Source organism: Shewanella sp. SR43-8 (assembly GCF_014163775.1).
Taxonomy (GTDB): Bacteria; Pseudomonadota; Gammaproteobacteria; order Enterobacterales; family Shewanellaceae; genus Shewanella; species Shewanella vesiculosa.
Genome location: NZ_JACJDX010000006.1, coordinates 29,154 through 42,480 on the forward strand (window position 1 = coordinate 29,154; position 13,327 = coordinate 42,480).

Consider the following 13,327-nt stretch of genomic DNA (forward strand, 5'->3'; position numbering starts at 1 on the left):
TTTGATTGTTATGTTAGCTTTACATTTGTGTATGGATAACGGGACAGTGGAAATCTTATGCGAATAGATATAGATGCCTTTAATGTACTGCAAGTACTTGTTGAAGAAGGAAGTTTTGCAAAAGCTTCAGAACGGTTACACAAGGCACAATCGGCAGTAAGCTATCAGATTAAAAAACTGGAGCAACATCTGGGGGTAACATTATTTAATCGAGATCATTATCGAGCGGAATTAACCCCCGAAGGTAAAGTGATTTTGGCCGAAGGGCAGCGCTTATTACAGCATTTAGCCAATATAGAACATCTTGCCAGTCGCTTTAGTCAAGGATGGGAACCTAAACTTGAATTAGTGATAGACGGCGCACTGCCGATGGAACCGATTATGACCGCATTAAAACGGATGTCGGAGCATAACATACCCACTAAAATTCAACTCAATATGGAGTTTTTAGGCGGAGTCCAGCATCGATTTGAACGTGATCAAGCCGACTTAATGCTAGTGAAAGACTATCGTACCGGGCCCTCTTATCATCCTAAAGCATTGCCTACCATTACCAGTGTGCTGGTGGCATCATCACAGCATCCATTAAGTCAGCTTAAGAGGATTAGTTTGCCTGAGTTACAGCAACATGTAGAGTTGACCATTGAAGATTCATCTCCTGGTAAACGTGACCGCGATGAAATGCAGTTTGGCGGCGATAAAGTCTTTTATTTGTCGGGTTTTATCATGAAAAAAAATGCCTTACTAAAAGGCCTAGGTTTTGGCTGGATGCCGGATTTTTTAATTACTGAAGAATTACATCAAGGACAACTTATTGAAGTTGATTTTATTGGTGGTAATAGGTTTAGTTTTACCCCGCAACTAGTATCAACTTTAGAGCGACCACTTGGTCGAGCAGGGCAATTATTTACTGAATTAATTTTGCAAGAATTTGCCCAATATCAGCAACAGCAACAATTAGGGTTAAGTGGTGCAGGATTGGGTTAATCATTGGCATACGTCTGGAGAGCCATCATCAGATTTATTGGGTAGCCTAGCATAGTGAAAAGTTGTCGTGTTAAATTGCGGATCCTTTTGTTATTTTATAACATTGTTACAGGGAAATTATTTAGCTTTGTTAGGCGACAACAATGTTAGGCGACAACAATCAATCATAAATTTTTAAGGAATGAAAATGACCAGAAAATGCCATGAAGTAGATTATGAAATTATCGGTTCGAGTATGCAGCTTGTTGAAGTTGAACTTGATCCAAATGAATCAGTGATTGCTGAAGCCGGCGCGATGACCTATATCGAAGAAGACATTAGTTTTGAGGCTAAAATGGGTGATGGCTCTGAGCCTGAATCTGGTTTTTTTGGCAAGCTACTGGGGGCTGGTAAACGTGCCATTTCGGGTGAGGGTATTTTTATGACTCACTTTACCAATGAAGGTCAACATAAACGAAAAGTGGCATTTGCTGCGCCGTTTCCTGGGACTATTTTGGCGATCGACTTAGCTCAACATCAAGGCGAACTTATCTGCCAGAAAGACAGCTTTTTAGCAGCGGCTTTAGGTACGCAAGTGAGTATGAAGTTTAATAAGCGATTAGGAACCGGTTTTTTTGGTGGTGAAGGTTTCATTCTACAAAGCCTTAAAGGTGATGGTATGGCATTTGTGCATGCCGGTGGCACACTGATAAAAAAAGAACTGCGTGGTGAGACATTGCGAGTTGATACTGGGTGTTTAGTCGGATTTACGCCCGGGATTGATTATGATATTCAGCGCGCTGGTTCTTTAAAATCAATGGTGTTTGGTGGCGAAGGTTTGTTTCTTGCGACCTTACAAGGTCATGGGACAGTATGGTTACAAAGCTTACCGTTTTCTCGCATGGCTGACAGAATTATTGCTCATGCACCATCTCGTGGTGGCAAAGATCAGGGTGAAGGATCTGTGCTTGGTGGAATAGGGCGGATGATTAACTAATCTGGGCATTGGCTGATCTTATTCATTTTCGTTCGCAGTTAGATGCTCAGACGATTTAGCGCTAATTGTCTGAGCCGTCTTTAGGAAGCGGCTTTTAAAAGAATAGTTACCTGTTAGCGACCAGCTGCCCAGTGGTTAATTCAAGGTTATTAATCTACGTTTGTTAGTTTTATAATATGTTGGTATTGCTCTTGTGTGACGGGCTGAACACTCAGGCGAGTACCTTTAGCCACTAGTACCATATCTTGCAGTAAGGGATCTGCCTTCAATTGCTTCAAGCTGACTGGGTTAGAGAATTTGGCCATAAATTGAATATGCACTTGCCACCAACGAGGTGCACTGGCGTCAGATTTCATATCAAAATACGCTGAGCGGTCATCAAAAGCGCTGACATCAATTTGAGGCTCACTGCTAATGTTGGCTAAACCTACAATGGCAGGTACTTTGCAGCTAGAATGGTAAAACAACACTAGATCACCCAATGTGATTTGATCGCGAATATAATTACGTGCTTGATAGTTACGAATACCTTGCCAAGCAACCGTTTGCTGCTTACACATCTGTAGATCATCAATGCTAAAGTCATCTGGTTCAGACTTCATTAACCAATAGTTCATGCGATTCCATTACTGTCATTAAAGAGAGTGAATTACTTTTCTGTGCTTGATTATGGCAATGTACACGCAGCTAAGACAATTAGGCAAATAAAAAGCCGATAGCACTGTGCTATCGGCTTTTTATAACAGTGGTCATTCAACAGTTATTAATGAATGCTAATAAGTCGGTTTGGCAATAACAGTTTGACCAATAGGGGTTAAACTTAATAAGGCTAACTTAAGATGTTGTAACGCGAAAGGAATACCTATAATTGTTACAAAACAAGCCAATGCATGGACTAGATGGCCAATCGCAAGCCAAATACCAAAGCATAAAAACCATATAACATTACCAACTAAACCTAACGTGCCAGTGCCAATATCTTCTTGGCCTGAAATGTGTTTTCGGTTAACCGTTTCTTGCCCAAATGGCCAGAAAGCCAGCTCGCCAATAACAAAACATGCACGGCCAAATGGGATACCAATGATACTGATAAAGCATAATAGCCCCACCAACCACCATGCTAGGCCCATGATAAACCCCCCCATAAGAAACCAAGCAATATTAAAGATTAAGCGTAAAAGTGACATTTTCAATCCTATCAATAGTCAATATTACTTAGAATGAAGCGATATTCATGCCATATTTTTAACTGTTTGATTATAATAGGTTAAATGTGAGTTTTTTACTTTATAGTTAGATGTGTGTGATGAGTAATACAAATGAATCGATGAGATTTATCATTTTTTAGTTAAAATACTCATATTACAGTTGATTAAGGCAATGTATGTTTTCGATAAGCCCAGTACAAGCGATGAACTTTGATGGACGCAGCATCTATATTAAACGGGATGATCTATTACATGCTGATTTTAGTGGTAATAAAGCGCGTAAATTTTATCATTTCCTCCATCATGATTATTCACACGTTAACCAGCTAGTGGCATCGGGCTCGGCACAAGCCAACTCATTGTACTCCTTGTCTGTACTTGCAAAGCTGCAAGGATGGAAATTTGATTACTATGTAAGTCATATCAACACATTCTTGTTACAACATCCTCAGGGTAACTATGCTGCTGCGATACAAAATGGTGCCAATATTATTGATGTCAGTCATTTGGCCGATGCCGAAAACCTTCAAGGTATGCATTTAGACGATGCGATGCAATACATTGTGTCGTCGCACCCAAATTACACAGATAAAAATCAATTACTATTTATTCCCGAAGGTGGACGTTGTGGGTATGCCGAAACCGGGATAACACAACTCGCCACTGAAATTATTCAATGGGCTCAAGACCGACGACTAAATGAGTTGATGGTATTTCTCCCCTCAGGCACGGGGACCACTGCGGCTTATTTAAATAAACAAATTATTCAACAACTGACTCAATTATCATTAACGGAAGTTTTTGCTATTGAGGTGTTAACTTGCAGTACCGTTGGCGGAGATAAATATTTACGCCAACAGTTTTCACAATTAGTTGATGAGATTTATTTTCCTAGAATTATTAATGATGGTCATAAATATCATTTTGGGAAATTATCACAACGTTGTTTTGATATGTGGAAAACAGTTTGCCAGTCGGGAATTGAATTTGAATTGTTGTATGATCCGGTTGGCTTTTTAGTATTACAACATTATTTAAATAGTCAGGCTGTCAGTGCCACCAATGTTCTTTACATACATCAGGGGGGAGCCTTAGGCAATAAAACCATGTTACCAAGATACCAACGAAAATTTCCTCACTCGGTTTGATCACACCAGTGCAGGATGCATTTTTGCTACAAGGTATTGATAGTAAGAGAAATAGGTTTTTTAGATGGTTAACTTGGGGTTTAAAACTGAAGAATAACTTGAAAATAAGCTAGTGAGCTATTCATTTTACTCTGTTTTAATAAACATCGGTAATTGAGAGGAGAATACCGAGAAATGAGTTTATTAAATAACAGAGTAAATGATTAACGCAAAGCGTTAGGGGGGATTACTTATTAGCTGATAATAACCATTTCATGAAGTTTATTGCTTCAATACGCTTTGAAAAGGTTTTTTTGTTTTTACCTAGGCTGTCGGTAAAAGCAATTGAGTTTTTGTTTGACGAAATAGAATTAACTGGAAAGCTAACTGAAATTTCGTGTCCATTAATGTTGTATGACATTGGCCACACTCCTTCTATATATTCACCCATTAGGTGAGACAATTGTTCAATAAAATATCCTTGGCATTTTTTAGTGTTGCAAAAGATTAATGTTTCGAGATTTAACTTAACCTATCTTTTACTCACTAATCAAGTGTTGTTATGTGAATAGTTGATTAAGGTCTAATTTGTGTCTACAACTTTTATGTTGCCACATAGCCTAAAATCACAGTAATACATACAGCACTTAATTTGTAAGTTGAACATAGTTTTATGACAATAAGATTACGCCAATAGAAATTATCATATCAACAGAAATCAATTGAATTTAAAACAATGTACAGAAGCTTGTCTTGGGTTTATTTACGAAGTGAAGTTGAGCAGACTTACAGGTAGGTAACCAAAATTAACAAGAAAACTAAATCTGTGTAGATAATATACTGAGTGTTTGCATATGGCAATAGTCTTTTTCAATTTTTAATCAAATTAATGTGCTTTTCGATTAAAAAATAGCTAATCCTAATGGCATTACTGGTTATTCATAGGATAATTTCACTGCGTTATACAGTTTAGCTCATAAAAATGGATGATGAGGTACCTCATCATCCATTTTCTAAATCATTCTTTTAGAAGAAATTAAACTAATAATCTAACTTATGCCGCCATCATCAGCTAAGTGATAAGTTGGCATACGTAAGCTATCTTTGCAGCGAGCAGTAAATAACTCGCAAGGATATTGATATTTAGTAAATTAGATCACCAATTGGATTTAGTAACTTACTTATACCTTTAGTGAAGTATAAGGGCGCATCGACTACGGTGTAACACAAACAACCATCAATTGTTTTAGGTGAATGTTGGTGCGCTTTATCAAGCAACATAAAATCACCTGGTTTATAAGTGTTATAGCAATCGCTAAACTCTCCTGCCAGTAACAAGGTTAACTCTGCACCTTTATGAGTATGCTCAGGTATTTCACCATTAGCAGCAATGTGCAACAAACTCGCTCTTGCTTGCGGCTCTCCGGTATCAAGTCTTAAACGACTCACTTTACCAATACCTTGCCATGATGCATTGATTTGATTGCGAAATGCTCTTGGTAAAGGGTAATGCTGACCTTTGATGTTGACACTGTTATCTTCTGTCTTGTCGATATTCGTCGGCTGCTCGGCCGCTAATGTATCTAGAGTTGAATTTAATAACTGGCTCAATAATGCGTCTAACTGATCATTATCTTTACTATTAGTGAATTGTGGTGCTACTGCCGATTCAAATTGCTGTTCAGACATGGCAATTGTCATCTGGTCAAGCTGCTGTTGGCAATGCTGACAAAACTCAGCATGGGCAGAGATTGCAATCGACATGGACAGCGGTAATTCGCCTTTAGCATGGAGAGACAGCATGTGCTGGTCAGGGTGGTAATTAATCATAGTGTTTCTCCATAAAGCTTTTCAATTTTTCTAAACCTAGTCTAAGTCGAGATTTAACCGTTCCAATTGGAATATTAAGTTTGTCTGCAAGCTCTTGTTGAGTCAGCTCTTGCATATAAATACCTTGTACTACTTGGCGTTGTAAGGGAGGTAATTCCTCTACATGCTGCAATAAAGAAGCCGATAATAAGAAGTCATTGTCGTCATTTTCTGCATCATCAGATTCAAACAATGGCCAAATGTCATCACCAAATGCATCTTCGCGGTTATGTTGCACTTTGCGAAGCATGTCAAAGCATTGATTACGCATTATGGTGAAAACCCAAGTGCTTACAGCTGCTTTATCTGCATTATAAAGATGTGCTTTGGTCCATACTCGAGTCATTGTCTCTTGCACTAAATCCATTGCTAAGCCCTGTTGACTTAAACGCTGTACGCCAAAAGAATTAATTTTAGGGCCAAAATGCGAAAAAAGTTTGGCAAAAGAAGTCTTGCATCGATGATTAGCGACTTTCATCATTAATGCAGCGAGTTCATCTGCCATTGGATTTGGTTCGTCTGATTTCATAGCACCGCTTCGTTTAATTAGGGATCTCTGTGCAAGATGTCCCTTATCATAACGATTTTGTGCGCTTTGTGATTGAATATTTTCCATTATTTTCACTCGCATCCAATAATTACGTCATTAAGCATAATTAATTATCTTATCCATGCAGTTGCTGATGTGGCCTAAAAAGACATTAGCAACTTCATTGACAAACAATAGCTATGATCATGTATACGAAAGCTCACTTAATTAAGATCACTTTTGTTATTATTTTATGATATCGAATAAGAATGATTTAGCTAATTGGTGGTCATGACTATTTATACACTGATATTTTTGTTTTGAACTCAATGGGATAATTTCAAGCCAACGCTGGCATACCCAAGACATATCATTAAAACTTTCTTCAGAGTAATGGGCCAGATGCTGCGGATACTGCTGTAAAATTTGCTTTAACGTTTGACTCAGTATTTTATCTTTTTTTCGGTTAATCTTATTGCTTTGAGCCGGTTCAATTTGTTGTTCAATGATATCGCTTGGCCAAGAATCAATTAAGCTGACGTCACCTCGTTTCAAACCGTCATCATCAACGCTAATGTGGTTAATGGTGAAGGTTTGTTTTCCTTGAACACTGATACCTAATAAGCCATCGTCAAGCGTCTCAAAGTCAATAATTTGGGTTAACGTACCAATAGGTAGAATGGTTTTTTTATCATCAGCCAGCATACATAAGCCAAACCCAATACCACTCTTTAGTGATTCAGATACTAAGCGTTTGTATCTGGGTTCAAAAATTCGTAATTGGGTATATCCCTGAGGCAATAAGCAAACGGGTAGTGGAAATAATGGGATATTCATAACGGCACCTGTGTCAGATATAACAAATAAACTTACTTAATGTACGTGTAAAAAGGGCTTAACGATCATCTTTTAATGTGCCTTGATCCACCCAAATTAGATTGTTGGTATTAATCCCCAATGCTGAGAGTTTGTTTATAAAACCTTGTTTGGTGTTGGGGTTAATCACAGCTGTTCTCGAGAGGATCCATGCATATTGCGCGTTAGGGCCAATCACTAGGGCATCGGTATATTGACCATTAGGCTCTTGGATTACGTCATGTATTTGGTATGCGCCATAAAAAGGACCAAAAAATGACACTTTAAGTAAGCCTTGGTCACTGCCATCAATAAAATAAGCTTTACCATTAGCTTCATCCCATTGCTGTTCATCTTGTTTAAATCCACGGTTAGTCACCACAACCTTGCTTCCTTGAAGTGTATATTGTGCGGTCACATGGGACATATTTCGCTCAAATGAATGTTCGAGGCGGGCGATTTCATACCAAGTTCCTAAGTACTGATTTAGCTCAAACGGTTTTACAACAGTGACCGGTTTATCGATTAAGGTACAAGCAGATAAACTCATTATTGAGAGCCATATGCTCAAGTGCCTCAGAGGTTGGGTGATATTTATCATGTATAACCTTTGCAGAAAGTTTGCGAGATGAAACTGCTTGCATCTCTAATAAAATATGATACGAATTAAGGACACTTTTTGATCTTGTTTAAAGGTTTTTTCTTTTTTTGGGGGATAAATCTTGTTTTAACACTGTTAATAAATCTTTTTTAAGTATAATTAGCGTTAATAATACATTTTTACGTTGTTTGTAGGTGGGACTCGTCCATGAGAAAAGTGCTCGATACGGTTGATCAAAGGACTAAGCTAGTTGGCGAAAATCGTTTAGAACTATTGCTGTTTCGCATTAACTCGACCCAGTTATTTGCCATTAATGTATTTAAAGTTAAAGAGGTGGTTAAGTTACCTCCGCTAAGTAACTTGCCTGGCAGTAACCACAACGTCTATGGTGTCGCTAATATTAGAGGGGTGTCGATCCCTGTGATCAATTTGCGTGAAGCAATTGGTTTTTCACCTATGCCGGTGACTGAAGACAGTAACTTGATTATTACTGAATATAACCGCAGTGTGCAGGGGTTTTTAGTCGGTAAAGTTGAGAATATTGTTAACATGACCTGGAGTGATATTATGCCTCCGCCCAAAACCTCTGGAGGACATAATTACTTAACCGCGATAACTAAAATAGAAGACCAAGGTCAATCACGATTAGTATCCATTATTGACGTAGAGAAAGTCTTAGCTGAGATCATTAGCTATGATGTGAAGTTGTCAGATGGTGTGCTTGATGAATCTCTGACTTCTCATATGCCAGGGCGTAAGATATTAGTCGTCGATGACTCCTCCACAGCTCGCAAGCAAGTGAGAGACACATTAAGTAAGTTAGGCATTGAGATCCTTGAGGCATCAGACGGGCTACAAGCGTTACGGTTATTACAATCGTGGGCCGATAAAGGTCAAAACGTTGCCGAAGAATTGCTTATGATGATAACCGATGCAGAAATGCCTGAAATGGATGGTTATAAGTTGACTCATGAAGTCCGTAATGATCCCCGAATGGCGGCATTATTTATTACACTCAATACTTCTTTAAGCGGCAGTTTTAACCAAGCGATGGTGAAAAAAGTCGGCTGCAATGAGTTTATTTCTAAATTTCAACCCGACTTGTTAGTGAGTGTTGTTCAAGATCGTTTACGTGCTATTCTTTCATAGGCAAGAGCATAAATCGTTAACCAGAGGCATGTATTCAGTGTGGATTGAGTTATTGAGCCGCACCTTGGTCCATATCTTCGATTAATTCATCAAGAATTCGACGCTGGTTTCCAGGGGTAATACCAATATTGAGCCGAGCTATTTTGACCGCATGGCCAAATTGGGCTTTACCCAATAGCGTAACGAGCTGCTGTAAAAAAATACTGTCTAAAGACAATGTTTGGCTGTAGTGGCTAATGGCTTTAGTGAGTGACGTAAACACAATGCCGTCAAATTCAAAACCTGTTTGATATTGACTCACATCGCCAGCAATCTCGCCATCGAGTAATATACCTTCCAGACTTAATGGCCAACCTCTTGCATTCATTCGACTTTGTGCAATTTGGTACATCATCCAAGCACTTTTCTTAAAGCCTCCAAAAATCATACAGTCAAATTCTGATTGTTCGAGTTCTTCTTCAGTCCAGTTAATTCCAATGGCCAAGTCTTTACGGTATAAATGCATTAAATTGTCTTTTACTGCATCTCGACAATCCCAAATAGAGGTCAGCAGATTTTTCTTGGCTAGCATATGGCATTCTTTACACGCCGGAATCGTTAAAGAGGGGTGGGGAGTGTGAGTCATTCTATAATAATCAAACAATTGATTACTTGGCTCGTTACAAAACCAACATGTATGACGTTTATCAAAAGGAATATCAATCTGTGTAGGCATGGATGCAATACTATTAATGAGCAGTGAAATGATGGCTGAACTTAGTGGCTAAGCGTAAATTAATCTGAGCTTAGGATTATCATACGCAGCGATAACACCAAGCTGTGGCTTGTGAGTTATCACTGCGAATGGCGCTCTTTGAATGACCTACAAAGTCGAACCTAGTGTAAAGAATAACCTTAACAAAAGGTAAAGACGCTGTTTAAAGTGCGCTTTTTATTCCATGTTTAGCTTAAATTAGTGACGATTATTCTTTTTCAAAATCGACTAATTCTTTAGCAAGTACGATAGGATCAATTTCTAAGCACTCTTGTTCTGCTTCCCAATTAACACCGATTAGAACGCCATCGTCATTTAAATCACTCACCCAGTATTCTAAGAACTCTGTTAGCGTAATAGTAACCGGATTATAGTCAGCCCATTCTTCAGTGCAGTGACTTTTTGCTGCAGCTTCGCTTGACCAAAGTGGCATAACATCTGTTTCTTCAAATTCTGATGAGTCACATACTACCCAACCCTCACCAGTTTCATCTTGTAAGCCCCATAAGACTTGATGTTGTTTTACGCTTTCGATAAAGCTTGATAATGCTGCAGTTTGTTCTGTCATGATTAATCGCTCAAATGAGTTAGAATTAATGTCATTATACGGACTCATTGAATAAGGAAAAGGCTTAATTAATGACAATTATATTTAGGTGGAGACTTAAGCAGTGTTTAAAGGCTAAATTGACTCATTATCTTGTGACTCTGCGGTAAATGAGAGCAGCATAGATAATAGACACATCAAAAGTGTTTCGGTGATAATAGCTAGTGGCTTGTTGTGGTTGCTGCCAGTCTTTATGGCATGGCGCCTATTAAACTAACGTTTAAATGCGATGATTGCTTGGTTTTATGAGGTATTCATAATGGATAAACCATGGGGCTATTTTAAATGCTGCTGTGGTTTTGAGTCGGTTCACCATGATTGCGCACTTGTTAGCAGATTTTTCATTTTTCACTTCGGTTTAGCATAAATAAACAGGGTTTAATGTTAACAGCTCTTGTTTCCTTAAGGCTGATGCGTCACGATATTCAATATTCATTTTGCGTAAATTAAGTGTTGTTCATGGCCCATAAAAGACGTTTATCTGTGTTTATTGCTTCAATGTTTTTATCTAGTACCTTATTAAGTGCTTGTGCGGTATCGGCATCACCCGATCCTGTTGCGGATGTTGCTCCTGCTCAAGAGCAAGCTGATTTTGCAACTTGTGTCGTTACGTTACAGCAAAAAGCTAAAGCCGCAGGGATTTCACAACAGATTATCGACACAACAGTGGCAAATTTAAAGTATGTCCCTAGAGTGATTGAATTAGATAATCAGCAACCTGAATTTACCACCACCTTTGGTGATTACTTTGATAAACGTGTCACTGCGTGGCGAGTTGAGCAAGGTAAAAAAATGTTGGCTGAGCATAAATCATTATTAGCTAAGCTCACAAAAGAGTATGGCGTACCAGGGCAATACATTGTTGCTTTCTGGGGGCTAGAAACTAATTTTGGGAGTTATAAAGGCAGCATGCCTGTGCTTGATTCATTAGCAACATTAGCGTGCGATCCAAGGCGTAGTGATTATTTTACTGGTGAGTTACTGCAAGCGTTGACCTTAAAGCAGCAGTATAATTTTGCCGACAGTAAAATGGTTGGTTCATGGGCCGGAGCTATGGGGCATACTCAATTTATGCCAACCAATTATCGAAAGTATGCGGTAGATGGCGATGGCGATGGTGTTGCTGATTTATGGAACAGTACTGATGATGCACTGACATCTGCGGCAAACTTTTTACAGCATCTAGGTTGGAAAGCAGATGAACGATGGGGGCGTGAAGTGTTGATTCCTAGCGATTATTCTTTTGCTTACTTAGGCGGTAAACATCCTCTACCACTGGTTAAGTGGCGTGAGCTTAATGTTAAGCAAGTTAATGGTCAGCCTTTGTCTACACCAGATATGCAAGCAGCGTTATATTTGCCAGCAGGGCACACAGGGCCTGCTTTTTTAGGATATGACAACTTTAATGTGATAATGCGTTGGAATCGTTCTGAATTTTATGCCATTTCAGTGGGGCATTTAGCCGATCGTATTAATGGTGGTGCGGTATTAACCCGTGCAGTACCTAAACAGCCAAGGCTAAGCCGAGAAACGGTCAAACAAATTCAGCAAAAGCTCAATGATGCAGGTTTCGATGTGGGTAAGCCTGACGGTATTTTAGGGCGTAATTCAGTATTAGGGTTACAAGCTTTTCAACATGAAAAAGGGCTTATTGCTGATGGATTTCCTGATGTAGAGACGTTTACCGCCTTGGGTATCAAACTATAATCAGTATTTTTATGAGCATTTTTTGTGGATGCATTAGTACGCTTTTGCTAAGCTTCGGCAAATTTTTGAATTAAGGAACGATAATGAGCATTAAAGACAATATGGTCGTGCAGTTTAATTACACGCTACGTGATGAAAAAGGCGAAGTACTTGAATCAAACGAAGGTCGTGAGGCGATTGCCTATTTGCATGGTCATGACAACATGATGCCTGGTATTGAAGATGCGATTAATGGCAAAGAAATTGGCGAGAAATTCACTATTACTCCGCCAGCTGCAGATACTTATGGCGAACGTCAACCAGATTCTGAGCAGCGCGTGTCGGTTAAACACCTTGTAGGTGCTAAAGTATGGAAACCGGGCATGGCTGCCGTGGTGAATACTGAGCAAGGCCAGCGTCAAGTGACCATTATTAAAGTCGGTAAGTTTATGGCGACGGTTGATGTTAATCATCCACTTGCTGGCCGTGAATTAACTTTCGACATTGAAATTGTCGGTGCCCGCGATGCATCTGATGAAGAAATTGCCCATGGTCATGCCCATGGCGCTGGTGGTCATCACCACTAGTAGGGGACCGCTTGGGTAAATTGATATTTACTTATGGTTTAACCCTGTATAGATCCCAAGTGAAGACTTGGGATTTTTTGTTTTAAGAGAGTAGATATGATTATTGATTTCTCATTAGGTAAAATTATTGTCACTGTGCATGAAATTCAGTGCCGGTTTCATGATAGCCAATTAGTGCTTACCGCATCCATGGATGACATTAGCTGTTTTCATCAAGGCTTAGTGATTGTTGCCGATGCGGGAACGGTGAGGTGGAGTATTAAACTGGATAATCCAGCGCAATTAGACGCGCTATTGCAACACACTGGCATTCAAGCGCAATAACTTAATTTGTATCGGCTTAGTGGCAAGATGAATGGGAATAGGCTGCTCGGCCATGAGCCTTGATTCAA

16 protein-coding genes are annotated in these 13,327 nt (G+C 39.2%); 7 read left to right on the forward strand and 9 right to left on the reverse strand.

All coding sequences use genetic code 11. The features are described 5' to 3' along the window. Positions 1–57: 57 nt before the first annotated feature. Positions 58–987, forward strand: a complete 930-nt coding sequence (locus H5114_RS08900) for a LysR family transcriptional regulator (RefSeq protein WP_124015825.1) — start codon at positions 58–60, stop codon at positions 985–987. A 187-nt stretch (positions 988–1,174) separates the two neighbouring features. Continuing rightward, on the forward strand, positions 1,175–1,963 hold the full coding sequence (locus H5114_RS08905) for a TIGR00266 family protein (protein ID WP_124015826.1): 789 nt from the start codon (positions 1,175–1,177) through the stop codon (positions 1,961–1,963). A 149-nt stretch (positions 1,964–2,112) separates the two neighbouring features. Here the strand turns inward: H5114_RS08905 and H5114_RS08910 are convergent, their stop codons facing one another. Both H5114_RS08910 and H5114_RS08915 read right to left on the reverse strand, forming a co-directional pair. Next, a complete protein-coding gene (locus H5114_RS08910; protein WP_182722748.1) occupies positions 2,113–2,580 on the reverse strand; it encodes an EVE domain-containing protein in 468 nt (155 codons plus the stop codon). A 156-nt stretch (positions 2,581–2,736) separates the two neighbouring features. Then, positions 2,737–3,150: a YccF domain-containing protein gene (locus H5114_RS08915; protein WP_124015828.1), complete on the reverse strand. Its 414-nt coding sequence runs from the start codon at positions 3,148–3,150 to the stop codon at positions 2,737–2,739. A gap of 197 nt (positions 3,151–3,347) precedes the next feature. Here H5114_RS08915 and H5114_RS08920 point away from each other — a divergent pair, with 197 nt between their 5' ends. Continuing rightward, complete coding sequence (locus H5114_RS08920; protein WP_182722749.1) at positions 3,348–4,319, forward strand: 1-aminocyclopropane-1-carboxylate deaminase/D-cysteine desulfhydrase; 972 nt, start codon at positions 3,348–3,350, stop codon at positions 4,317–4,319. A gap of 226 nt (positions 4,320–4,545) precedes the next feature. Here H5114_RS08920 and H5114_RS08925 read toward each other — a convergent pair whose 3' ends face one another. From H5114_RS08925 to H5114_RS08945, 5 genes are all read right to left on the reverse strand, one after another. Continuing rightward, positions 4,546–4,719 (reverse strand): hypothetical protein, encoded by a 174-nt coding sequence (locus H5114_RS08925; protein WP_124015830.1) that lies wholly within the window; start codon positions 4,717–4,719, stop codon positions 4,546–4,548. 722 nt (positions 4,720–5,441) lie between these two features. After that, positions 5,442–6,128, reverse strand: a complete 687-nt coding sequence (locus H5114_RS08930; RefSeq protein WP_182722750.1) for a ChrR family anti-sigma-E factor — start codon at positions 6,126–6,128, stop codon at positions 5,442–5,444. Further along, complete coding sequence (locus H5114_RS08935; protein ID WP_124015832.1) at positions 6,121–6,783, reverse strand: sigma-70 family RNA polymerase sigma factor; 663 nt, start codon at positions 6,781–6,783, stop codon at positions 6,121–6,123. Before H5114_RS08935 ends, H5114_RS08930 begins: the two co-directional genes overlap by 8 nt. 159 nt (positions 6,784–6,942) lie before the next feature. Then, positions 6,943–7,533, reverse strand: coding sequence for an LON peptidase substrate-binding domain-containing protein (locus H5114_RS08940; protein WP_124015833.1), 591 nt, complete (start codon positions 7,531–7,533; stop codon positions 6,943–6,945). Positions 7,534–7,591: 58 nt separating this feature from the next. After that, on the reverse strand, positions 7,592–8,101 hold the full coding sequence (locus tag H5114_RS08945; RefSeq protein ID WP_220492520.1) for a lipocalin family protein: 510 nt from the start codon (positions 8,099–8,101) through the stop codon (positions 7,592–7,594). 258 nt (positions 8,102–8,359) lie between these two features. Here H5114_RS08945 and H5114_RS08950 point away from each other — a divergent pair, with 258 nt between their 5' ends. Continuing rightward, the gene (locus H5114_RS08950) at positions 8,360–9,301 is read left to right on the forward strand and encodes a chemotaxis protein CheV (protein ID WP_124015834.1); all 942 of its coding nucleotides are present in this window, start codon (positions 8,360–8,362) and stop codon (positions 9,299–9,301) included. 49 nt (positions 9,302–9,350) lie between these two features. Here the strand turns inward: H5114_RS08950 and H5114_RS08955 are convergent, their stop codons facing one another. Together H5114_RS08955 and H5114_RS08960 are read right to left on the reverse strand one after the other, a co-directional pair. Then, the gene (locus H5114_RS08955; protein WP_404948347.1) at positions 9,351–10,025 is read right to left on the reverse strand and encodes a hypothetical protein; all 675 of its coding nucleotides are present in this window, start codon (positions 10,023–10,025) and stop codon (positions 9,351–9,353) included. 238 nt (positions 10,026–10,263) lie between these two features. Continuing rightward, positions 10,264–10,623: a DUF2750 domain-containing protein gene (locus H5114_RS08960; protein WP_124015836.1), complete on the reverse strand. Its 360-nt coding sequence runs from the start codon at positions 10,621–10,623 to the stop codon at positions 10,264–10,266. A 498-nt stretch (positions 10,624–11,121) separates the two neighbouring features. On the opposite strand from H5114_RS08960, the gene H5114_RS08965 reads away from it, so the two are divergent. The 3 genes from H5114_RS08965 (at position 11,122) to H5114_RS08975 (ending at position 13,259) form a co-directional block, all read left to right on the forward strand. Next, complete coding sequence (locus tag H5114_RS08965) at positions 11,122–12,369, forward strand: lytic murein transglycosylase (protein ID WP_182722752.1); 1,248 nt, start codon at positions 11,122–11,124, stop codon at positions 12,367–12,369. An 83-nt stretch (positions 12,370–12,452) separates the two neighbouring features. Further along, positions 12,453–12,935 carry a peptidylprolyl isomerase gene (locus H5114_RS08970; protein ID WP_124015838.1) on the forward strand — a complete coding sequence of 161 codons (483 nt, stop codon included), beginning with the start codon at positions 12,453–12,455 and terminating at the stop codon, positions 12,933–12,935. A 96-nt stretch (positions 12,936–13,031) separates the two neighbouring features. Next, positions 13,032–13,259: a DUF3389 domain-containing protein gene (locus H5114_RS08975; protein WP_124015839.1), complete on the forward strand. Its 228-nt coding sequence runs from the start codon at positions 13,032–13,034 to the stop codon at positions 13,257–13,259. The last annotated feature ends 68 nt before the right edge of the window (positions 13,260–13,327 follow it).

Bases quoted from the DNA above. Each gene is read 5' to 3' on its own strand.
- H5114_RS08900 (WP_124015825.1), top strand. From the start codon at position 58: ATGCGAATAGATATAGATGCCTTTAATGTACTGCAAGTACTTGTTGAA.
- H5114_RS08905 (WP_124015826.1), top strand. From the start codon at position 1,175: ATGACCAGAAAATGCCATGAAGTAGATTATGAAATTATCGGTTCGAGT.
- H5114_RS08910 (WP_182722748.1), bottom strand. From the start codon at position 2,580: ATGAACTATTGGTTAATGAAGTCTGAACCAGATGACTTTAGCATTGAT.
- H5114_RS08915 (WP_124015828.1), bottom strand. From the start codon at position 3,150: ATGTCACTTTTACGCTTAATCTTTAATATTGCTTGGTTTCTTATGGGG.
- H5114_RS08920 (WP_182722749.1), top strand. From the start codon at position 3,348: ATGTTTTCGATAAGCCCAGTACAAGCGATGAACTTTGATGGACGCAGC.
- H5114_RS08925 (WP_124015830.1), bottom strand. From the start codon at position 4,719: ATGTCATACAACATTAATGGACACGAAATTTCAGTTAGCTTTCCAGTT.
- H5114_RS08930 (WP_182722750.1), bottom strand. From the start codon at position 6,128: ATGATTAATTACCACCCTGACCAGCACATGCTGTCTCTCCATGCTAAA.
- H5114_RS08935 (WP_124015832.1), bottom strand. From the start codon at position 6,783: ATGGAAAATATTCAATCACAAAGCGCACAAAATCGTTATGATAAGGGA.
- H5114_RS08940 (WP_124015833.1), bottom strand. From the start codon at position 7,533: ATGAATATCCCATTATTTCCACTACCCGTTTGCTTATTGCCTCAGGGA.
- H5114_RS08945 (WP_220492520.1), bottom strand. From the start codon at position 8,101: ATGAGTTTATCTGCTTGTACCTTAATCGATAAACCGGTCACTGTTGTA.
- H5114_RS08950 (WP_124015834.1), top strand. From the start codon at position 8,360: ATGAGAAAAGTGCTCGATACGGTTGATCAAAGGACTAAGCTAGTTGGC.
- H5114_RS08960 (WP_124015836.1), bottom strand. From the start codon at position 10,623: ATGACAGAACAAACTGCAGCATTATCAAGCTTTATCGAAAGCGTAAAA.
- H5114_RS08965 (WP_182722752.1), top strand. From the start codon at position 11,122: ATGGCCCATAAAAGACGTTTATCTGTGTTTATTGCTTCAATGTTTTTA.
- H5114_RS08970 (WP_124015838.1), top strand. From the start codon at position 12,453: ATGAGCATTAAAGACAATATGGTCGTGCAGTTTAATTACACGCTACGT.
- H5114_RS08975 (WP_124015839.1), top strand. From the start codon at position 13,032: ATGATTATTGATTTCTCATTAGGTAAAATTATTGTCACTGTGCATGAA.